Origin of the sequence: Kitasatospora sp. NBC_01250, assembly GCF_036226465.1 — a bacterium.
In the GTDB taxonomy this organism is placed as follows: domain Bacteria; phylum Actinomycetota; class Actinomycetes; order Streptomycetales; family Streptomycetaceae; genus Kitasatospora.
On record NZ_CP108476.1, the window covers coordinates 8779882 to 8802026 of the forward strand.

15 protein-coding genes and 1 pseudogene are annotated in these 22145 nt (G+C 72.7%); 13 read left to right on the top strand and 3 right to left on the bottom strand.

Annotated features, from left to right (window positions below):
• Nucleotides 1–24: 24 nt before the first annotated feature.
• Entirely contained in the window at nt 25–438 is a 414-nt protein-coding gene (locus tag OG500_RS37040; protein ID WP_329587935.1) for a serine hydrolase domain-containing protein, read from the top strand.
• Nucleotides 439–734: 296 nt separating this feature from the next.
• Here OG500_RS37040 and OG500_RS37045 read toward each other — a convergent pair whose 3' ends face one another.
• Nucleotides 735–2216 (bottom strand): S53 family peptidase, encoded by a 1482-nt coding sequence (locus OG500_RS37045; RefSeq protein ID WP_329586997.1) that lies wholly within the window; start codon nt 2214–2216, stop codon nt 735–737.
• Between the two features lie 334 nt (nt 2217–2550).
• On the opposite strand from OG500_RS37045, the gene OG500_RS37050 reads away from it, so the two are divergent.
• On the top strand, nt 2551–2916 hold the full coding sequence (locus OG500_RS37050; RefSeq protein ID WP_329586999.1) for a hypothetical protein: 366 nt from the start codon (nt 2551–2553) through the stop codon (nt 2914–2916).
• A gap of 260 nt (nt 2917–3176) precedes the next feature.
• Nucleotides 3177–3722 carry a hypothetical protein gene (locus OG500_RS37055; protein ID WP_327071277.1) on the top strand — a complete coding sequence of 182 codons (546 nt, stop codon included), beginning with the start codon at nt 3177–3179 and terminating at the stop codon, nt 3720–3722.
• A gap of 173 nt (nt 3723–3895) precedes the next feature.
• Here the strand turns inward: OG500_RS37055 and OG500_RS37060 are convergent, their stop codons facing one another.
• Nucleotides 3896–5440 carry an FMN-binding glutamate synthase family protein gene (locus OG500_RS37060; protein WP_329587002.1) on the bottom strand — a complete coding sequence of 515 codons (1545 nt, stop codon included), beginning with the start codon at nt 5438–5440 and terminating at the stop codon, nt 3896–3898.
• Nucleotides 5441–6015: 575 nt separating this feature from the next.
• On the opposite strand from OG500_RS37060, the pseudogene OG500_RS37065 reads away from it, so the two are divergent.
• Together OG500_RS37065 and OG500_RS37070 are read left to right on the top strand one after the other, a co-directional pair.
• Nucleotides 6016–6576, top strand: a pseudogene (locus OG500_RS37065) (carbohydrate binding domain-containing protein); the annotation flags it as partial.
• Between the two features lie 102 nt (nt 6577–6678).
• Nucleotides 6679–7746, top strand: coding sequence for a chitinase (locus tag OG500_RS37070; RefSeq protein WP_442789392.1), 1068 nt, complete (start codon nt 6679–6681; stop codon nt 7744–7746).
• An 83-nt stretch (nt 7747–7829) separates the two neighbouring features.
• Here the strand turns inward: OG500_RS37070 and OG500_RS37075 are convergent, their stop codons facing one another.
• A complete protein-coding gene (locus OG500_RS37075) occupies nt 7830–9536 on the bottom strand; it encodes a carbohydrate binding domain-containing protein (protein ID WP_327071279.1) in 1707 nt (568 codons plus the stop codon).
• Nucleotides 9537–9817: 281 nt separating this feature from the next.
• On the opposite strand from OG500_RS37075, the gene OG500_RS37080 reads away from it, so the two are divergent.
• The 8 genes from OG500_RS37080 (at nt 9818) to OG500_RS37115 (ending at nt 22061) form a co-directional block, all read left to right on the top strand.
• Nucleotides 9818–11128 (top strand): threonine/serine exporter family protein, encoded by a 1311-nt coding sequence (locus OG500_RS37080; protein ID WP_329587006.1) that lies wholly within the window; start codon nt 9818–9820, stop codon nt 11126–11128.
• A gap of 461 nt (nt 11129–11589) precedes the next feature.
• Nucleotides 11590–12303 (top strand): hypothetical protein, encoded by a 714-nt coding sequence (locus tag OG500_RS37085; protein WP_327071281.1) that lies wholly within the window; start codon nt 11590–11592, stop codon nt 12301–12303.
• A gap of 90 nt (nt 12304–12393) precedes the next feature.
• On the top strand, nt 12394–12876 hold the full coding sequence (locus OG500_RS37090) for a hypothetical protein (protein ID WP_329587008.1): 483 nt from the start codon (nt 12394–12396) through the stop codon (nt 12874–12876).
• Nucleotides 12867–14285, top strand: coding sequence for a copper resistance CopC/CopD family protein (locus OG500_RS37095; RefSeq protein ID WP_329587011.1), 1419 nt, complete (start codon nt 12867–12869; stop codon nt 14283–14285). Before OG500_RS37090 ends, OG500_RS37095 begins: the two co-directional genes overlap by 10 nt.
• Nucleotides 14286–14315: 30 nt before the next feature.
• Nucleotides 14316–14753, top strand: a complete 438-nt coding sequence (locus OG500_RS37100; protein ID WP_327071284.1) for a large conductance mechanosensitive channel protein MscL — start codon at nt 14316–14318, stop codon at nt 14751–14753.
• A 340-nt stretch (nt 14754–15093) separates the two neighbouring features.
• Nucleotides 15094–19533: a LamG domain-containing protein gene (locus OG500_RS37105; protein ID WP_329587014.1), complete on the top strand. Its 4440-nt coding sequence runs from the start codon at nt 15094–15096 to the stop codon at nt 19531–19533.
• Between the two features lie 44 nt (nt 19534–19577).
• Complete coding sequence (locus OG500_RS37110; RefSeq protein ID WP_329587017.1) at nt 19578–20081, top strand: hypothetical protein; 504 nt, start codon at nt 19578–19580, stop codon at nt 20079–20081.
• Between the two features lie 300 nt (nt 20082–20381).
• On the top strand, nt 20382–22061 hold the full coding sequence (locus tag OG500_RS37115; protein ID WP_329587020.1) for a beta-1,3-glucanase family protein: 1680 nt from the start codon (nt 20382–20384) through the stop codon (nt 22059–22061).
• The last annotated feature ends 84 nt before the right edge of the window (nt 22062–22145 follow it).

The window sequence follows — 22145 nt, forward strand, 5'->3', positions numbered from 1 at the left end:
GGCTCCCCGTTCGCCGCAAACCACCTGCGCCCGCTCGGCCTGCACCACACCTCCCTGCACCACACCTACCTGCCGGGCACCGCCACCTCGATCCCGGGCCCGCACGCCCACGGCTACCTGCCACTGGCCACCGGGCCGGCCGACATCACCGACCGCAATCCCTCGGTGGCCGGCTCGGCGGGCGAGACGATCTCCACCACCGACGACCTGGCGCGGTTCAACGCCGCCCTGCTCGGCGGCCGCCTGCTGGCCCCGGCCCAGCTCGCCGAGATGACCAGCACCGTCCCCGCCGACGCCGACCCGCCCTCCCAGTACGGCCTCGGCCTGATGCGCACCACCCTGTCCTGCGGCGACGTCTGGGGCCACCCGGGCGGCATCGACGGCTACACCACCTACGTCTTCGGCAACCGCGCCGGCACCCGCCAGGTCGCGATCTAGGTGACCCCCTACGACCCGGCGAAGTCCGCGGCCCTCGTCCCCACCGTGATGTCCCTGCTCAACCAGACCTTCTGCCCCACCACCGCGACCCCTCCACGCCGTAGCCCTTCTCGCCCGCGTGCCGGCGCCCGGTGCGCACGCGCGGAGATCCGCGACGCCCTGCTGCCCACCGGCCGGCACGACCCGACCGGGCCACTGCACGGAGGGCGCCCGATATCGGACGCCCTCCGTGCAGTTGGTCCTACGATGCGGCCGGGGCTCGCGATGGCCGGTGCCCGGTCGGCCGGTCAGAAGAGCTAGTACGCCCCGCCGGTGGTACCGCCGTCGCCCGTCCCGCCGTCAGTCCCGCCGTCGCCGGTGCCGCCACCGGTTCCTGCGCCCGTGCCGCCGCTGCCCGTGCCACCGCTACCCGTCCCACCGTTACCCGTCCCGCCGCCGCCCGTTCCGCCTCCTCCGGCGGCAGCTGCGAAGGCGCCGGTCCCGTTGGGCGTGCCGAGCCCGGTCGGCCCGTCGTAGCCCGAGCCGGCGGTGCACAGGTAGTTCGGCGTGCAGGTCGTGGTGGCGCCGGAGGTGACGTCGTTGAGCGCGTCGGTGTGCGCGTACGGATAAGCGGCCGGGCTGGTGCCGTCGGCCGGGGCGCCCGCCAGGGCGTAGGTCGCGGCGATGACCGGGGCGGCGGCCGAGGTGCCGCCTATGACGTTCCAGCCGCCGTTGCCGTTGGAGGTGTCGTAGCTGGCGACGCCGGTGGCCGGGTCGGCGACGGCGGACACGTCGGCGACGGTGCGCTTGGTGCAGCCCTGGTCCTGCTGCCACGCGGGCTTGCTCTCGAAGCCGGAACAGCCGGAGCCGGCCCCCTCGTTGGCCGAGGTCGCCCAGGCCGCCTCGGTCCAGCCGCGCGCGTTGTCCGCCTTCGTCAGCGCGGTCCCGCCGACGGCCGTGACGTACGGGGAGGCGGCGGGGTACTCGACACCGAAGCCGGAGTCACCCGAGGACGCGGTGATCGCCACGCCGGGGTGGTGGTAGAACTGCGCGTCCTCGCTGGTCTCGTCGGGCGTCTCGGGGCCGCCGTAGCTGTTGGAGACGAACTTCGCGCCCAGCTGGACGGCCGTGTTCACCGCGGTGCCCAGGTCGTTGCCGCTCTCGGAGTTCGCTTCCACCAGCAGGATGTGGCAGTTGGGGCAGACGGCCGAGACCATGTCGACGTCGAGGGACTCCTCGCCGGTCCAGTCGTCGTTGGCCGGCGCCGGCTGCGGCAGTCCGCCGGCGCTGCCGTCCTGGCCGACCTTGGTGAAACAGCCGTCCGCCGCGGTGCAGGCGGGCAGGTCGAACTGACTGCGGTAGACGCCGAGATCGCTCTCGGCGGTGGGGTCGTCGTAGGCGTCGACGATGGCCACCGTCTGCCCCTTGCCACCGGAGGCGGCGGCCGAGGCCAGGTTGTAGGCGGACTGCAGGTCCGCCGGTCCGTACCCGCCGACGCTGCCGGCGGCCCGGGAGGCACCGGCGCGGGCCAGGTGCGGCTTGATGTCGGTGCGCACCAGCGCGTTGCAGGAGTAGCGGCCGGGCGAGGCGGGCGGGCAGGCCTGGCGGTACTGCTCGGTGCCGAGGGCGACACGGTGCGGGGAACTCCCGGCGGTGACCGCCGCGTTGGCGTTGAGCGCGATGACGCTGCCGGCGATCACGGCAGCCGCGCCGGAGCCCGCTGCGGCCACCCGCAGGCGGCGCTTGAGTGCGGAGCGCCGGTGGGAGGGCTTGCTGGGTGGCGTCTGAGCGTGCGACAAAACGGTTCTCCTTGCCGGATGGGTCGCCCGGCGACGGGGCACCGCAGCGGCGCCACCTGTCGACGGGAAAGAGGTACGAGCTGCCCGGGCTCGGACGATCACCGGGACTCCTGGCCCGATCCTAGGTAGCCCGAAACGCGCAAATGCCACATCACGGACTTCCACAGAGTTCCCTAAGGAAGCGCTCACCTGACCCTTCGACAGCCCTGCCCGCCGGCCATCGGCCGCCCGGCCGCCATCGCCCGGGCCGCGGCGCACCCTCGGGCCGCCCGCCTCCCGGGTGGCCCCATAGGCTGTCGCAGCAGGACCGGCGACGACGGAAAGGGGCAGGTCGATGGGCGTCTACGTGTCGGTCAGAGGATGGCTGGAGTGCGACGAGAAGCAACTCGTCGCCGTCGAGCAGGTCCTGGCGTCCCACGCGGACGATCACTACTCCGACGGATGGAGCACCCCGCGGCGGCAGATCAACTGGACCCGCTTCATCTTCTACGGCGCCGACATCCGCGCGTCGGCCCTGGACTGGTTCGCGGAGCAGATCCGAGAGATCGCCCGGATCCCGGCGTCCGACGACGACGGGGACCTGGTCCGGGGTCTGTTCCTCGTCGGCCACGAAGTCGACGGGACGAGCGAGTGGCAGGTCCGCGAGGGCCGGCTCTTCATCACCTCCGCCGGTGCGGACCGCCACTACCTCGACGGATAGGCGCCACCCGTCGCGAGCGAGCCCCACTCGCCACTCGGGGGGCGTGTGGGGCGCAACGGGGGCTGTGGGACCACCCCTTGGCTTCCGTCCGGTGGCGGGGGCCGCCGGGTGGCGGCCTGGTCCTCCGACCTCCCGCGCCGTGGTCGGGGGGCGTGGTTGGTGCACGGGCCGTCTTCGGGATTCGCCGGATCTCCGGCGCCCCGCGCCTTACGCTACGAACAGGCCGCGCTACCGAATGTGGCCGCGTGAGGAGGAGTCCTGTGTCTTCGCCATCGTCCTGTGACCCCGAGTTCGCTCCTGTCGGCGATGTGGCCGCGGCGCTCATGGTGATCGATTCCCGGCTCAAGGCCGTCTACGAGGGCCGGACCGAAACGGACCCCGAACACCGGCGGATGATCGATCAGTTCGCGGCGTCCATGGGGCCGGCGGGGTTCGACGACCTGCTCGACGGTGCCTGCACGCTGATCTTCATGTACATGAGCTGGCTGCGCAGAGCCTGCGAGGAGCACGAGCAGGACATCGTCGAGCACGTGGTGCCCACCCTGGTGGCCACGATGCGCATGATGCCCAGGACGTTCCGCCCCGAGGTCATCCCCACCATGGTCGGCCTGCTCGTCGCCGCCGGCACCGGCCTGAGCCCCAACCTGTGGCGCGCGCAGTACGGAGCCTGGACCGAGGCCGAGATGAACCCCCTGGAGGCCACCACCGTCCTGCTCGCGGAGCACATCAACCGGATCGCCGGCGACGACCGGGACTTCGCCACCCGCTTGATCACCGACGCCCTGTCCGAGGCGATCGAGGACTGACGGGCAGCGGCCCGCGCGGGCACGGGGAATCGCCTGCCGCGCCCCCGGGAGCAGGCCACCGCAGGCGGGGCCACCCGAGCCGGTCGATCGGCGCGACCGCCAGTGCTGCCCTGTGCTCCCGCGGGAGCACAGGGCAGCGCAGGGCAGCACTGGGGCTCGTCGCCGTCGGCGCGTCAGACGGCCGGCGCCCAGCCGGTGGCCGGCTTCGGGGAGAGGAGTCCCGTGATCTCGTCGGCGAGGTGCGGGCCGAGCTCGCCCCAGCCCTCCTTGTAGCCGTAGACGCCGGCCAGGGTGCGGGCCTCGTAGTCGCCGTTCATGATCTCGATGTCGTCGGGCGTGATGAGTCCCGGGTGGGCGACGCCGAGGGCGGAGGAGACCTTGAGCAGTTCCTTGCGCAGGGTGCGCAGGTAGACGGCGGCCCGGGTGGCCTTCGAGGCCGGGTCGAGGCCGCGGGCCAGCCAGGGGTTCTGGGTGGCGATGCCGGTGGGGCACTTGTCGGTGTGGCACTTCTGCGCCTGGATGCAGCCGATCGACAGCATCGCCTCACGGGCGACGTTGATCATGTCGACGCCCAGCGCGAACGCGACCGCGGCGTTCTCCGGCAGGCCGAGCTTGCCGGAGCCGATGAAGGTCAGGTCGTCGGTCAGCCCCAGCTCGGCGAAGGTGCCGTAGACCCGGGAGAAGCCCATCCGGAACGGCAGCGACACCGAGTCGGCGAACATCCGCGGTGCCGCCCCGGTGCCGCCCTCGCCGCCGTCGATCGTCACGAAGTCGACGCCACGGTCGCCGCGCGCCATCAGCGTGGCCAGCTCCTGCCAGAAGCCCAGGTCTCCCACCGCGCTCTTGACCCCGACCGGCACCCCGGTCTCGGCGGCGAGCAGCTCGACGAAGTCGAGCATCGAGTCGACGTCGCTGAACGCGGTGTGCCGCGACGGGGAGGCGCAGTCCTTGCCGGCCGGGATGCCGCGGATGGCGGCGATCTCCTCGGTCACCTTCGCGCCCGGCAGCATCCCGCCCAGCCCCGGCTTGGCGCCCTGCGAGAGCTTGATCTCTATCGCCTTGACCGGGGCGCCGGCGACCACGTCCTTGAGCTTGTCGAGGTTGAAGGTGCCGTCCTCGTTGCGGCAGCCGAAGTACGCCGTACCGATCTGCAGGACGAGGTCGCCGCCGTTGCGGTGGTACGGCGAGAGGCCGCCCTCGCCCGTGTTGTGCATCGTGCCGGCCAGCGCCGCACCCTTGTTGAGCGCGGTGATGGCCGCGCCGGAGAGCGATCCGAAGCTCATCGCGGAGACGTTCACCACGCTCGCCGGCCGGAACGCCTCGGCCCGCCCGCGCGGTCCGCCCAGCACCTTGGCCGAGGGCAGCGGTGCCTGCGGGTCGTGCGCGTCGGGCAGCGTGCCGGCGAACGTGCGCTGCTTCAGGTAGGCGTGCCCCTGCACGTGCTCGACGTCGACCTCGGTGCCGAACCCGGAGTAGTTGTTCTCCTCCTTCGCCGACGCGTAGATCCAGCTGCGCTGGTCACGACTGAACGGGCGCTCCTCCTCGTTGGAGGTCACGATGTACTGCCGCAGCTCCGGCCCGATCGTCTCCAACAGGTACCGGGCGTGCCCGATCACCGGGAAGTTCCGGAGCAGTGCGTGCCTCTTCTGGATGAGGTCGCGGGCTGCCAGAACCGCCACCGCTGCTGCGGCTGCCGTGCCGATCTTCCGGGCGTGCATGAACGTTCCTCCTGGATGCACGACCCCATCGTCATCGGTGGAGCCGCTGTGTCGTGTCGGGCGTTGGACGGCGGCACACGACCAAGCGGGCATCAGTGTCCGTCGAAGAATGCGAACTGATAGTAGGAGGCCCCCCGGACCGGCCCGTGATCAGGGGGCCGGTCCGGGATCCGGCTGGGCGTCCCAGCTGTTGGGCGACTGTCCGCGGCGCCCCGCCCGCGCACCCGGCCCGCCGCTGCGCCAACGCCGCGACCGACCCGGGTCCAGGCGCCCCGGAGCGGACTGCTCGGCGTGGCGCGGCGCGTCGGCGACCGGGGGTGATCACCCTTGCCCGACGGGGGCGCACCCCTCGCAGTGGTCCAGACCTATTGACGGGCTCTGCCGTCGCTCCTACGATCCGGTCCGGCACAGCCCCACATGTCCCCACCTCACCCAGAGCCGGGCGTCACGCCCCCACGCGTCGGTCCTGTCCATGGCGCTCGGCGGGAAGGGAGCCCAGCATGTTCCGTCGGAAGCCACCCGCGCCGACCGCTCCAACCGCTGCACCTGCGCCAACCACGCCGCCCACGCCACCCATGCCACCCACGTCGCCCGCGCCGACCGCGCCACGTCCGTCGGGCGATGTCCGCCCCCGGCAGGCGGCCCTGGGGCGCGCGGCGCAGGTGAACCGGATCAGCCGCGCCGAGCAGGGACCGGCCGTCCGGCGGCGCTCCCTCGCCGCGGTGAGCGCCGCCGCCCTCATCGGTGCGGGCGTCGTCGCGTCCGGCTCCGTCACGGCCGGGGCCGCCACCACGGCCAACCTGGTGACCAACCCCGGATTCGAGAGCGGACTCTCGGGCTGGACGTGCTCCAGCGGGTCCGCCACGATCGTCAGCAGTCCGGTCCACTCGGGTGCCGCCGCGCTCCAGGCCGCGCCGACCGGCCAGGACACCGCCCAGTGCTCCCAGACCGTCAGCGTGCAGCCCAACTCCCCCTACACGCTGAGCGCCTACGTCCAGGGCAGCTACGTCTACCTGGGTGCCACCGGCAGCGGCATCACCAGCGCGCCGTCCACCTGGACGCCGAACAGCCCCTCGTACAGTCAGCTGAGCGTCGCCTTCACCACGGGTCCGAGCACCACCTCGGTGACCGTCTACCTGCACGGCTGGTACGGGCAGCCCGCGTACTACGCGGACGACGTGTCGCTCACCGGCCCCGGCGGCAGCAGCCCCACGCCCACCACGGCGCCCCCGACGACCGTGCCGCCGACCACGCCGCCACCCCCCACCACGCCGCCGCCGCCGACGACCGCGCCGCCCACCACGCCGCCGCCCACCACCGCGCCGCCGACGACGACGCCTCCCACCGGTGGCACCTGCCCCACGAAGCCCAAGCCGTCGGGCAAGGTCCTGCAGGGCTACTGGGAGAACTGGGACGGCGCCGCGAACGGCGTCCACCCCGGCATGGGCTGGATCCCCATCACGGACAGCCGGATCGCCGTGAACGGCTACAACGTCATCAACGCCGCCTTCCCGGTGATCCTCTCCGACGGCACCGTCGAGTGGCAGGACGGCATGGACACCAACGTCAAGGTCCCGACCCCCGCCGAGATGTGCCAGGCGAAGGCGGCCGGGGCGACGATCCTGATGTCGATCGGCGGAGCCTCCGCGGGCATCGACCTGAGCTCCAGCACCGTCGCCGACCGGTTCGTGGCGACCGTCGTCCCGATCCTCAAGGAGTACAACTTCGACGGGATCGACATCGACATCGAGACCGGCCTCGCCGGCAGCGGCGACATCAACACGCTCTCCGCCTCGCAGGCCAACCTGGAGCGGATCATCGACGGCGTGCTGTCCCAGATGCCCGCGGGCTTCGGCCTGACGATGGCCCCCGAAACCGCCTACGTCACCGGCGGCAGCGTCACCTACGGGTCGATCTGGGGCGCCTACCTGCCGATCGTCAAGAAGTACGCCGACAACGGGCACCTGTGGTGGCTGAACATGCAGTACTACAACGGCAGCATGTACGGCTGCTCCGGCGATTCCTACGAGGCCGGCACCGTGCAGGGCTTCACCGCGCAGACCACCTGCCTGAACAACGGCCTGACCATTCAGGGCACCACCATCAAGGTGCCCTACGACGAGCAGGTGCCCGGCCTGCCGGCCCAACCCGGCGCGGGTGGCGGCTACATGGCGCCGAGCCTGGTCGGCCAGTCGTGGAACGCCTTCGGCGGTTCGCTGAAGGGGCTCATGACGTGGTCGCTCAACTGGGACGGCTCACTCGGCTGGACCTTCGGCGACAACGTCAAGTCGCTCCAGGGCCGCTGACGTCCCGTCGACTCTCCGCCGCCCGGTCGGCCGGCCCCGGTCGGCCGGCCCCGTCCGGGGCGGCCGGCCGGGCAGCGGGCGGGTCAGCTCAGGCTGAAGTCGTCGGCGTCCACCGCGCCCTGGCCGTACCAGCCGTGCACGTAGACCGTGACCGTGCCGCTGCTTCCGGTGGTGAAGGGGACCGTCACCTGGTTCCACGTCGATCCGTTGGACCAGGCGCTGGCCGTCGCGCCGCCCGAGACGCCCACGTAGGCGTACGGGCCCTGGACCCAGGCCGTCAGCGTGTAGCTGTGGTTGGGCGCGAGGGTGACCGTCTGGTCGGTCTCGCCGGTGCTGCCGGCGGTGGGGGTCACCTGGAGCGCGTAGCTGCCGGAGTGGACCGGGCTGGAGACCACGGTGCCGCCACCCGTCCACGGGCCCAGAGCGCCCGTCTCGAAGCCGGCGTTGGCCAGCGCGCCGCCGCCCCCGCCCCCGCCACCGCTGCCGGTGACCGTGAGGGTGAAGGTCGCGCTGTGGCTTCCGGTGCTCGCGGTGCCGGTGACGGTGATCGGGTAGGAGCCGGCGGCCACCGAGGAGGCGACGGTGGCCGTCAGCGTCGAGCCGGCGCCGGAGCTGACCGAGGCCGGGCTGAAGGCGAGGCTCACGCCCGAGGGCGCGCCGGAGGCGGAGAGGGTGACCGGCTCGGCGCTGCCGGCGGTGACCGCGGTGGACACGGTCGCCGTGGTGGAGCCGCCCTGGGCCACCGAGGCCGAGCCCGGGGCGACGGCGAGCGAGAAGTCGCTGCTCGTCGTCCCGCCGCCCCCGCCGCCGCTGCCCTCGTACGGGACGAACGCGTCGGTGAACGCCAGGTTGCTCTGGCCGATCTCACTGCAGGTGGACAGGGAGTTGGCGGTGCCGCTGCAGGGCTGGTCGCGGTCGATCGACCAGAACGCGAGACGGCCGACGCCGTGCTGCGCGGCGAAGCTCTCCACCGTCTGGGCGTCCGCCAGGGTGAAGGTGGAGCCGTCGTCGTTCTTGCCGATCATCGGGGTGATCCCGAGGTTGGCGTAGGTGTAGCTCGGGTCGACCGACTGCATCTGGGCGAGCGTGGCCTGGGCGGCGGCCACCGAGCCCTGGCCCATCTCGGTGCCGCTGCCGGTGTAGTAGTCCATGGTCATGATGTTGACCACGTCGATCTTGATGCCCGCGTTCTTGGCGGCCTGGACGATGTTGACACCGTCCGCGGTCAGGCCGTTCGCCAGCACCGGGAGCGTCATCGAGAACTGCAGGGCGGGGTTGGCCGCCTTGAGGTCCTTCATCGCCTGCATCTGGCGGGCCACCGAGGCGGTGTCCGCGATGGCGGCGCCTTCGATGTCGAAGTCGAGCTGGGTGACGCCGTAGTCGTTGATGATGGCCTGGTAGCCGGCGTCGATGCTGCTCTGGGTGGTGCAGGTCCAGGCGAGCGGTTCCCCGGAGGCGCCGCCGGAGGAGACGATCAGCGAGGCGCCCTCGGACTTCGCCTTGGCGATCAGCGGGTCGGTGAAGGAGTCGGCGCCGATCGGGAGGGTGTCTCCCCAGACCTGGTTGCAGCCGGTGCCCAGCACGAAGGCCGCGGTGTAGGCCTTGAGGCCGTGCGCCGTGATGGCGGTGTCGAGCAGGCCTTCCTGACTGTTCGACATGTCGACGTAGGGCGCTACGGAGTAGACGCTGGTGGCGCCGGCCGCGCTGCTGGCGGGGGCCAGCGCGACCACCGAGCCGGTGGCCGCCAGCGCGAGGGCGCAGACGGAACCGGCGATTCTTGCCACACGCATGGCAGTGGACCCCTTTCGGGAACGCCCGTCGGGCGCTGTGGGGGTGGGGTGGGGGGAGGAGAAACGCAGACAGAGCCTGAGTTGGTACATACCAAACCGCCTGCCCTGGGCGACGTCAAGAGGACTGGACCAGCTCCAATCGGACAACACCGCTGGTATCCACACTCTTCACGCCCTCTCCCCGAGGGAGCGCCGGCCCCGCTGCCGACCGTGCGCGGGAAGGTAACGGGGGGGGGGGACCGCCTCGCGGCCCGGACTCCACGAATGGGACGATATGCGCCATGCTCAGCGCACCACCGCATCCCCACCCTCCCGCCGGCTCGCCCGCCCTCGCCGCCGGCTTGCCCGCCTTCGCCGCCGGCTCCTCGCCTCCCGCCGATCCGCGTCGGCGCCTATTGCTCGACCTGGGCGCGGCGCTGCTCAGCGGCGGCGTGCCCGTGCACGACGTCGAGGAGGAACTCTCCGCCCTGGGGCGGGCGCTGGGAGCTCCGCAGGTGAGGGTCGCCGCTCTCACGACCGGGCTCTTCATCGCGATGGACCCGGACGAGGGGACGGCGTTCGAGCCGGTCGGCGCGGCGCTGCGGTTCGAGCAGACGGCGGAGGTGCTCGACGTGGTGCAGCGCGTGCGGGCCGGCGCGCTCGACGGCCCCGGGGCGCTGACCGCCCTGGACGGGATCCGCCGGACGCCCGCCCGGTGGCCGGCCTGGGTCGCGGACCTGGGAGTGCTGCCGGTCGGGGTGGGGATCTGCCTCTACCTGCAGCCGGTGGCGGCGAACGTGGTGGCTGCCGCGTTCGGGTCGCTCGTCGTGGCGGGGCTGTCCATGCTGGCGCGCCGAGCGCCGCTGCTGCGACCGCTGCTGCCGGTCACGGCCGGCTTCCTGGTGGCGCTGCTGGTGCTGCTGGCCGCCCGGGCCTCGTTGCTCGACGGTCCGCTGCGCACGATCGTGGCGACGCTGGCGATCCTGCTGCCCGGGAGCCTCCTGGTGACCGGGCTCTCGGAGATAGCCGCCGGTGCCGCCAGTGCCGGAGCGGCCAGGCTGGTCTCCGGGACGGTGCAGCTCGCCCTCTTCCTGACCGGGGTGGTGGCGGCCACCGCGGCGACCGGCACGCCGACCTCCGTTCTCGCCGACGTCCCGGTCCCGGCGGCGCGCTGGTGGGTCGTCTCCCTCGGGGTCGCCCTGGCCGTGCTGGGAATCGTGATCAACGTGCACGTGCCGCCGCGTGCCATCGCCTGGATCGTCGCCGTGGTCGCGGTGACCGCCACCGTGCAGATCGCCGTCGGCAGCTCGGACGGCCCGGCCGTCGGGGGACTGGCCGGTGCGGTCACCGCCGCGGCGGCGGCCACCGTCGCGCACTGGCTGCCGGGCGGCCCGGCCTGGCGGGTGGCCTACCTGCCCGCCTTCTGGATCGTGGTCCCCGGTTCCTTCGGTCTGCTGCACAGCGCCCAGATCGAGGTGGGCAACGCCACCCACTCCCTGGTCACGGCCGCCTCCGCCGTCTTCGGGGTGGCGATCGGCACCCTGATCGGGTCGGTGGTCAGCCGGATCCCGCTGCCGGCCCTCACCCGGACGGGGCCGCACCGGCCGTCCTGACCGCCTCGCCGGCCCGAGCGGCCCGAGCGGCCCGGCCGGCCCGCCGTCATGCGCGCGGGCCGGCCGATGGTGAGGACGCCGGCGCAGGTCGTGAGTGAACGTTCGATTGAGGCGCCGACCTTCAGGTCGACGTATGGAATCTCTGCGGAAGTTGTCCGGAATCCGGTCTCCCTGGGCGAGTCGCCCGTCTCACTGGAGAGGTCTAGACCCAATGGTCTGGACCTCAATGGTCCAGACCCTTGACGGGCGCAACGGGTGAGTGCCACCGTACAGGCGAGCCCCCGGCGGGCTGTCCCAAGGCGTGCCGTCTCCGCGTTCCCCCACTGCTCCGAGCCGGTGCGCAGCAAGGTCGTTCCGGGTCACGGCCGTCGTGCCGCGGCCCCGGTGCGCCCCTCGGTGCATGGCACCACGCCGTGGGTCGTCGTTCGCCCTCGTTTCGCGACCGAAGGGATCGATCCACCATGCACAGACAGTCCGCGAAGAAGGGGTTGGGAGCCGCGCTCGGCACCGTCCTCCTGCTCACCGGTATCGCCGCGTTCGCCGGCGGCAGCCCCGCCAGCGCCGACGCCAACACCACGACCGCGGTGAGCGCGGGCCCGGCCACCTTCACCCAGGCCGTCCCCACCGGCCAGCCCTCCCAGTACAGCGCCCCGCTGGAGCGCTGCGCCAACGGCGTCAACTACCCGCTGAGCGGCGCCAACCCGGTGCTCGGCGAGCCGCTGACCACCCAGTTCACCAGCAACGTGGGCCTGTCGGAGTCCGTCGACTTCAGCGGCAACGAGTACTACGGCAACTGGAACTTCGTCTTCACCAACACCAGCAACGAGGTGCTGTCCACCGACTGCGCGGTGCTGGTCTTCCGTGCGCCGTCCGGCTCGGACAACCACGGCTACACCGCGACCCAGCAGTACGGGCACCCCCAGCAGGACTACCTGGAGGTGCCGCGCGGTGACGGGACGTCCTTCTACATCGCCCGGATCGACTTCCACGACGTACCCCTGACGCAGCGTCAGGTCTCGCCGGGCCAGTCGTTCACCTACAGCCTCGGCGGCGTCCCGAGCTCGGCGATCTCCCTGACGCAGATCCGGGACTCGCTGAAGTTCACCGCCGACCTCGACCTCAGCGCCAACCAGGCGCTGATCCAGCACTACGGCACCAACCGGCTGACCAACTGACACCGGTCCGGTTCGACGGGCCGGGTCCGGGGCGGGGCGTCCGCCCGCCCCGGACCCGGCCCCGACCTGCGATCAGCGAGGAGGCAGCCGATGGTGGGACGCCGTTGGTGCGCACGACTGTTGGGGGTGGGGCTGGCCGTGGCCGCCGTCGGTGGGTGCTCCTCGGGACCGGCGCGCCCGGCCCGGGCCGGGACGCCGCCGGTGCCGCAGAGCTTCCAGGCGGAGTCGGTGGCCAGGCAGGAGTTCGGGCTGCTCGCCGGGGGCGGCTGGGCGCAGGCCTGGTCGCTCTGGGACAGCTCCGGCCAGCAGGCCATCACCCAGGCCGACTTCGTGGAGCTGAACACCGAGTGCCGCCCCGCGCTCGGGGTGCCGTACGTGATCGACCAGAGCGACAAGGTGGACCAGGACACGGTGCGGGTGGACTGGCACCAAGGGTCGCAGCGCGGGAGCAACACCGTGGTGTACACCCTGGGCAGTTGGCGCTTCGTGCCGGACGCCGCCTCGCTCACCGCCTACCGCACGGGTGTCGACCGGCTCGTGACCGCGCGACGGGCTGCCGGCTCATGCCACTGACCCCCATGGCCTGGGTGCGCCGCCTGCTGCTGGCGGGCCTGCTCGCCGTCGCGGTGCTGCTCGGGGTCGCCGGGCCGGCCGCCGCGCACGCCGCGCTGGTGGCGGCCACGCCCTCGGACGGCGCGGTGCTCAGCGGCGAACCACACCAGGTGGAACTGGAGTTCAGCGAAGAGGTCACGCTGCGCCTGAGCTCGATCCGGGTGATCGCCCCGGACGGGCGGCGGGCCGACAGCGGTCCGGTGCGGGCCACCGGGACCACGCTCACCGTGCCGCTGGCCCCGGGCGGGCCGCAGGGCAGCTACGTGGTCGACTGGCGGGTCAGCGCGGTGGACGACGGGCACACCACCGCCGGCGCGGTGGTCTTCTCGGTCGGCGCGCCCAGCCGCGACGCCGCGCTCGGCGGGGGCGGCGAGGACCGGCTCACCGACGCGGTGCAGGACCTGGCGGTCTGGCTCGGTTTCGCGGGCCTGGCCGCCATGGTCGGCTGTGCGGCGGTCCGGCTGCGCTGCCTGCCGGCCGACGCCCCGGCGCGGGCGCGGGAGTTGAGCTGGCCCGCGTCCGCCGGGTGGGCCGTGCTGCTCGCCGGGACGGTGCTCCAGCTCTTCGTGTACGGGCCCGCCACCCAGGGCGAGTCGCTCGACCGCCTCGCGGACCGGGAGCTGCTCTCCGCGACTCTCTCCAGCCACGAGGGCCGGACGCTGGTGGCACGGATCCTGCTGCTCGCGCTCGTCGCGGCGCTGGGCGGGCCCCTCCTGCGCGGCGGTGCGGCCGCCACGGCGGGCGCGGCCGTCCTCACCCTGCTGCTCGCGCTCACCTGGGCGCAGACCAGCCACGCGGCCGGCGGCTCGCTGGTGCCGCTGGCCCTGGCGGTCACCACCGTGCACGTGGCGGCGATGGCGGTCTGGGCGGGCGGGCTGTTCACGCTGGCCGTGCTGGGCGCGCGCGGGGTGGAGCTGACGGCGGTCGCGGGCCGGTTCTCCCGGCTGGCCCTGGGCTCGGTGGGCCTGCTCGCCGCCACCGGCCTCTACCAGGCGTTCCGCGAGGTGAGCGGTCCGGCCGCACTGACCGGCACCTCCTACGGCCGGCTGCTCATCGCCAAGGCCGCCGTGCTGGCCCTCGTCCTCGCGATCGCCGCCCTCGCCCGCCGCCGGCTCACCACCCGGCCGCTCGCCCTGCGGCGGGCGCTCCTGCTGGAACTCGGCGGCGTCACCATGCTGCTCCTCCTCACCGTGCTGCTGCTCGCAACCGCCCCGGCCCGCTCCCCGGCGGGCAGTGACACCCCGGCTGCCGCGGCGGGGACGGCGGGGGTGGCGGGGTGTCCCCGAGGTCCGGGGCCCGGGGGCCCGCCCGTCACCCGTCCGGGTGACAGGGCTTGTGACCGCCCCGGGCATCCCATCAGCTGGCCTTGACGACACCACGGGTACGCCGAGGAGGCACACATGCTGAAGGGCTTCAAGAACTTCCTGATGCGCGGCGACGTCGTCGTCGTGGCTGTCGGACTGATCATCGCGCTCGCCTTCAGCACGCTCATCAAGGCGTTCACCGACAGCGTCATCAACCCGATCATCACCCGGGCGCAGGGCGGCAAGTCGGTCGGCCTCGGCGTCCAGCTCGGTCAAGCGGGCAACACCGCGACCTACGTGGACTTCGGCGCCTTCATCGCCGCGCTCGTCTACTTCGTCATCTTCATGGCGGTCGTCTACTTCCTCATCGTCGTCCCGTACAAGCACGTCCAGGCCCGCCGGGGCGTCCCTGTCTTCGGGGCCCCTCAGCCGCTGAAGACCTGCCCGGCGTGCCTCTGCGAGGACCTGCCGGAAGGCGCCACCCGCTGCTGGCACTGCGCCACCGACCTGAACCCGACGGGCGCCCCGGCCTGAGCGGATGCACCGCTCTGCGCAGAGCACGGCACGCCCTCGGCCTGCCCTCCGCTTTCCGCGTGCATGACCTCCCCTTGCCCCCGCCGATCGGCGGGGGTGGCGCCCCCGTCGACCGGCGGGGGCATGGACGTATGCGAACGTGGGAGGATTCCGTCGCCTACGGGGGTGGCGGTACCTTCCTGCTCGGACCATGAACTGACGGCGCGTCGGACGACGACGTGCACGTGGTGAACACCTGGCCTCCTCCTGGGCGCCGAGACCATTCATCCAGGAGTTGGCAAGCAACATGCACAGAAGAGTTCCGCCCCGCCCTGCCCGGGCGCGCAGGAACCTGGCCCGGGTGTTCTCGCTCACCGCGCTGGTGACCGCGACCTCGCTGACCATGTCGGTGGCCCAGGCCGCACCGACGCCCGCCCCCGCCGCCACCAGCGCCGACCCGGCGCCCGGCCCCGGCTACGCCGTCAACGGGGAAGTGGCGCACTACGACTTCGACTACGGCACCGACCAGTCCGCCCCGAACCGCATCACCGGCGGCCCGAACGCCGTGTACCACAACGGTGCCGCGGCCAACCCCGGCACCGACAACACCCTCATCTGGGGCCTTCCCGGCGGCACCCACCGCACGGTCCAGCTGGACGGCAGGAGCCAGTACGCCTCCGTCCCGCTGACGCTGCCCACGGACCAGTCGTTCACGGTCTCCGCCTGGGTGCTGCCCAACAAGGCCGGCGCGGCCGAGTCGGTGATCACCGAGGACGGCAGCCGGACCTCCGGCTTCTCGCTGCGGATCGATCCGAACGGCACGCCGGTGTTCGCCATGCCGCAGAGCGACGCGGACCAGGCCACCTGGGACACCGCCCGCGGACCTGTGCCGGTCCCGTCGAACAACGACTGGAACTACACCCACCTGACCGGCGTCTTCGACGCCCAGGCCGGCGAGATCCGGCTGTACGTGAACGGCGTGAAGGTCGCCGACGTCCCGCACACCGCGAGCTGGAAGGCCGCCGGGCAACTGGAGATCGGCCGCGGCCTGACGGCCGGCCAGGGCGCCGACTACTTCCCGGGCAAGATGGCCGAGGTGCGGATCTGGCAGCGCGCGCTGCCCGACCTGGAGGCCGCGAACGTCGCGATCCCGGACGGCGTCAACCGCGACGACGTCTGCACCGCGGGCAGCTGGCTGCACGCCGGCGGCCCGCAGGTGAAGGCGCTGGCCGCCAAGGCCCTGGCGAGCGATCGGCCCGGCCTGCGCCAGGACGCCGGACAGTACATGGGCTACGGCCCGCTGCCCATCGCCCGGGAGCAGGACAAGGAGGACGAGCAGAAGGTCGACAGCGCCCAGAACGCCCGCCCGGGCGCCTGGGGCACCGTGACCAAGCCGTTCGGCGACGGCATCTTCGGCGACGACTACACCGCCTTCCTGAACCCGCCGAACTACTTCGACCCGATGCAGAAGTTCCTGCTCGACACCGGCGAGCGGAACTTCAACCCGCCGCCCCCGCCCGGCCCGTCCCAGGACGCGCTGAACCAGGCGCTCAGCATCGCCCACCAGCACCAGGCGAGTGAGCAGAGCCCGTACGGCTTCTACCACTTCTACGCCGGCGACGGCGCGGTCAAGAGCTGGTCGGCGTACGAGATCGCCCGGTTCATCCGGTTCGGCGGCTTCCCGACCCAGGCCCCGGCGAGCGGCTCGGTCGAGTTCCGCACCGAGGTCGAGGACCTCAAGACCCAGTGGGCCGCCTGCGACTCGCAGGACCCGATCGACCCGAACCACGTGCTGGACGCGGTGGTCGCCACCGCGAGCGCCGAGTGGCAGGCGGAGCAGGGCTCCATGGCCGAGCAGCGCGCCGACATCGTGGCCGCCGACGCCCAGGCCTACCAGGACGTGCGCACCGCCTCCGCGGCGATGAACGAGGCCCAGGGCCAGGCGTACATCGTCGGCCGGATGCTGTTCTTCCAGAAGTACTGGCAGGGCCAGCCGAAGAGCAACATCTTCTACCCCAAGCCGGAGAAGTTCCCCCAGGCCACCGCCGCCATGGCGACCGCCAAGAAGGCGATCCAGGCGCAGTTGACGATCGCCCAGAAGGCCGCCGCCTCCGCCAAGGCCCAGGCCGACAAGGCGACCGCCGCCCAGGCCGACGCCGGGAAGACCGCGCTGGCCAACGGCACGCCGTACGGTCGCGGGCTGACCTACGCGCTGCAGTCGGCGCAGGTCACCAGCGCCTCGGCGGCTGCCGCGCAGTCGGCGGCCAAGGCGATCGAGGCCACCCTGAACGCGGTCTCGACCGGCCAGGCCGACTCCAAGGCGCTCTACGCCCTGATCGACACCCAGGCGCACGCCGCCCAGGCGGAGTTCCAGCGGGCTGCGGCGCAGGCCGCCGCCGACCAGGCGCACAATGCCGCCGCCGCCGCTGCCGTGCAGGCCGGCCAGGCCGCCCAGAACGCCGCCACGGCCAAGGCCGACCGGATCACCGCCGAGCAGGCCGAGGCCACCGCGAAGAGCGCGGCCGCGGACGCCGACGCCAAGCTGGCCGTCGCCCAGCAGGAGGCCGCCACCGCGGCCTCCGCCCGGCAGTCGGCCGACTCCCACCGGGCGGATGCCGAGGCCGCCGAGGCCAAGGCCCAGCAGCAGCAGGCCGCCGCGACCACCGCGATGAACGCGGCGCAGGCCGACGAGCAGACCGCGGCCGACAAGGCGAGCGCCGCCCGGAACGCCGAGGCGCAGGCGGCCGCCACCCGTGACGCCGCGGCGGACGCCGAGCAGGCGCGCGATGCGGCGCTCTCCCGGCAGAAGGCGCTGGACACCGCGGCCACGGCCGCGCAGGGCACCTCGGACGCGCAGGACGCCCGCCAGGCGGCCAACGACGCGGACACGGCGGCCGGCCAGGCGACCGACGCCGCGAGCGGTGCCCGTACGGCCGCCGACCAGGCCGGCCAAGCGGCGATCGCGGCCCGGGCCGACGCCACCCGGGCGACCGGAGCGGCCCAGCGCTCCCGTGCGGCAGCCGACGCCGCCCAGGCGGACGCGGCCACCACCAGCGCCGCCGCCGCGACCGCCCACGCGGCCGCCGCCGATGCGATCAACGCCTCGGCCGCCGCCGCACAGAACGTCAAGAACGCCGAACAGCAGGCGCAGAACGCGGTCACCGCCGCGGCAGGCGCCCGCAAGGACGCGCTCACCGCCCGGGTCGATGCGGACCGCGCCGCGGCCGACAGCGCCCGTACCGCCGGCCAGGCGTACGCAGCCGCGCAGTACGCCGCAGCCACCCGCGACGCGGCGAGCGCCGCGGTCGACGCCGGCAACACCGCCGTCGCGCTCGGCACGCCCTACCGGGCGACCGATGTCTCGGCGGGGCTCGCGGTGCTGGTCGGCGAGGACAGCAAGACCATCGCCCAGCAGCAGGCGGACGCAGCCAAGGCCCGCTCGGACGAGGCCGCCAAGGCGGCCAAGGACGCGCAGGCCGCGGCCGACAAGGCCAAGGCCGATGCCAAGGCCGCCGCTCAGCTCGCCGCCAACGCCGCTGCCGATGCCGCGAAGGCCGCGGTCTCCGTGCAGCAGGCGCGGGAGTCCGCCGCGCAGGCCGCGGCCGAGGCCACCGCGGCCCAGGCGGCCGACACCGCCACCGCGCAGTACAACAACCAGGCCGCCGCCGACGCCATGGCCGCAAGTGCGGCCTCCAGCAACGCGGACACCGACGCGAGCGCCGCCCGGGCTTCGGCGACCCAGTCCGAGCAGGACGCGGCGGCGGCCCGTGCGGCAGCCACCACGGCCGAGGGCAACGCGGCCACCGCCCGCGGCACGGCGACCCAGGCCGACAAGGACGCCACTGCCGCGGAGCAGTCCGCCGCCAACGCGCAGAACCTCGCGACCCAGGCCGACACGGACGCCAAGGCCGCCGAGGACCAGCAGCGCAAGGACGACCAGGCGGCCCTCGCCGCCGAGGTCAACGGCCCCACCACCCAGGTCCCGGGCCTGACCCCGGACGAGGTGGCGGCGCTGCAGGCGCAGTGCGGTCAGGACTGCGTCGACGACTACAACCAGGCGATGGCGCTGTCGAACGAGGACGTCCTCGACTGGGTCAAGCAGAACGGCGGCCAGATCCTGCTCGACGTGCTCGGGGTCTCCGACGCCGAGAAGTGCTTCAGCTCCGGCGACGTCGAGAGCTGCCTGTGGACGGCGGTGAACGTCGCCGCCCTGATCGAGGTGGCGGGCAAGATCCCGGCGGTCAGCCGGGCCATCATCCGGATCACCGAGGGCATCACCAAGTTCCTCGAGGAGGTCCGGCTGGCCCGCCTGACCATCGACCGGCTGCGCGAGATCATCGACGCCGCCAAGGTGGGCGACTGCGCGGTGGAAGCCGTCGCCGGCGCGGCGGCGCACCCGCAGTCCTTCGCGGCGGCGATGGCACCGCGCGCCAAGAAGTCCAAGTTCTGCGGCATCAAGCGGGTGGCCGTCCTGGACGCGGACTTCTGCGCCAAGGGCATGCACATCAACCTCAAGAACGGCTCCGAGGTCAGCCTGCTCACCGACGCCGCCGGCGAGCTCATCGGCATCGTCGGCCGGCCCGCCCCGCAGGACGCCACCCCGGCCGAGATCAACGCCACGATCGACGCCATCAAGTCCGACGGGAAAATACGCGACCAGATCGTCGCGGTCGCCCGGGAGGCCATCAAACAGTTCAACACCCCCGGAAAGAAGGCGGGCACCTGGGGCGGCCCGTGGGGCTGCGCCAACAATCGAGCGGCTGAATTGGAACAGCTGATCCAGGCCATTCAGAGTATGTGACCCGGCGCGTATGCGCCCATGATGCCCTGTGGCATCATGGGCGCATGCACATGCTGGCCGTACTGACAGAATTCGGCGCCTTGGGCGGCATTGCCGGAATCCACCCGCTGGGCTCGTTCCCGGACGTGACGGACCGCCTCGGTCCACCCGGGAAATCCGGCCGGATCTCGGACGACCAGCCGTGGCCCCAATGGTTCAGCTACGGCGACGTGGTGGTCGAGACCTGCGCCTGCCACGTCATCACCAAGGTTTCCATCCGCACCTGGTACGACACCATCAGAATCCCCGACGCCCATTCCGGGGAAATCCGTACCATCGCTCCCGCCACCACCTTCCGCGAGCTCCGCGCCGCCTTTTCCGAGGCGGGCCTGCCCTGGCGCCTCCTGCCCCAGGAGCACAGCCTCCCGCAATTCACCGTCGAAACCGAACCAGCCGGCCTCGCGGGCGTCTCGGTGCATTTCACCTTCACCACCGACGAAACCCCCGACCAGCTGGACGCCCCGCTCCACAGCGCATTCGCGGTGGAATCCGTCCACCTGTGTCCGTGACCATCGGCAGATCGTGCCGCGGCCTCGTGCCGCGGCCTCCTGCTCGGGGTGACCGAGGGGCCGGGACGGGCCGGGGAGGCACGGAGGCAGGAGCCTGTCGCGGCGCCCACGCCGCGCCATCGACGTGCATGACACTTCAAACAATGGAAGCTCGGGCCACCGTACTCCCTGGCGCATCTTCAGTTCTTGTACTTGACTGGTCTGGGCCACCGGGCCATATTGAACGCCGCTGCAGCATCCGCGACGGCCGGCCTCCGTCGCCGACCCCCACGTCGTTCCTGCCCCGGACGGGACATCCAGATGATCTCGCGTCGCAAGCTGCTCACTGCCACGGGGACGGTCACCGCCGCCCTGCTCGGCGCCCCACTGCTCATCTCCGAACTCGGCACGGTCGCCTCCGCGGCCGGCCCCACCCTGCCGCTGACGCTGCGCAACACCTCCGGCAGCGACACCGTCTACGCCTACGTCACCGGCGCCGACAGCTCGAACCGCCCCGGGTTCGTCGGCCCCGACGGCGTGTTCCAGGCGCTGGCCGATCCCGCCGCCAACCTGACGCCGGTGCCCGACTACTCCATCCCGCTGGGGGTTTCGGGCGGTGCGGGCGTGACCCTCGCGCTGTCGCAGTACATCAGCGGCGGCCGGGTCTGGTTCAGTTCCGGCAACAAGATCCAGTTCTTCGTGAACCCGGCGGTGGGCGGTGGCCAACCCGGCCTGGTGGAGCCCGGGTTCAGCACCAGTGACCCCAACTGGCTGACCGACTGGTCGTTCTGCGAGTTCACCTGGAACTCCGCCAACCTCTACGCCAACATCAGCTACGTCGACCTGGTCGCCGCCCCCATCTCGATGGCGAGCACCGGCGCGGCCGGCAGTCAGGCGGTCAGCCCGCTGCCTGCCGGGGCCCTGGACGCCCTCGCGAGCGGACTGGTCGCGCAGCACGCCGTCGACGGTGCGCCCTGGGACCAGCTGGTGGTGAAGGACGGCAGCGGAACCGTCCTGCGCGTGCTCGCCCCCACCCACACGCCGGTCTCCTTCGGCAGCTACTTCGGCCCCTACGTGGACCAGGTCTGGTCCCGCTTCCAGTCCACGCCGCTGACCATCGACACCCAGAACCCGGCCTTCGGCTCGTTCAGCGGCACGGTCGGCAACGACGTCCTCACCTTCACCGGCCTGAACACCGACGGGGTGGCGTTCACCAGACCGAGCACGGACGACATCTTCAGCTGCGCCAGCGGTCCGCTCTACAACTCCGGCGGCGACGCCCGCGGCGCGGTCGCCGCCCGCCTGTCCGCCGCGCTCAACCGCAGCACGCTGCTGCTGTCCGACGGCGCCCAGCAGCCCAGCGGGGTGACGGCCGGTCAGTACTACCAGAACGCGATCACCAACCACTACGCCCGCCTGGTGCACGCCAACGCCAGCATCGGGTACGCCTTCCCCTACGACGACGTGGGCCCGACGGGCAGTGCGCCGGTCGACGGCCACCTCCAGGACCCGGCACCCACCTCGTGGACCGTCACCTTCGGCGGCGGGTCCAGCGGCGGCGGAGGCGGCGGTGGTGGCGGCTCCACGGTCAGCGCCTACGGCACCATCCAGGCAGCCTCCTGCACCTCCCACAACGGCACCCGGACGGAGGCGTGTTCGGACACCGGGGGCGGCCAGGACGTCGGCTGGATCCACGCCGGGTGCTGGCTCGGCTACACCGGCCTCGACTTCGGTGCGACCTCACCCAGGCGGTTCCTGGCCCGCCTGGCCTCCGGCGCGGCCGCCGGGATCAGTGGCGGGGTCGAGGTGCGGCTGGACAGTCCGACCGGAACCAAGATCGCCGAGATCGACCTCGCCGACACCGGTGGCTGGCAGTCCTGGGAGACCGTCCCGATCAACCTGACGGGCACCGCCACGGGGGTCCACGACGTCTACCTGACCTTCATCGGCTCGCCCTCCGACTTCGTCAACATCCACTGGTTCACCTTCTCCGCAACCTGAGGCCCTGCGGCGCCGTGCGCCGGCCCAGCAGGCTGGGCCGGCGTGCCCCTGGGCTTTTCGCCGGTGGCCGGATCGACCGGGGCC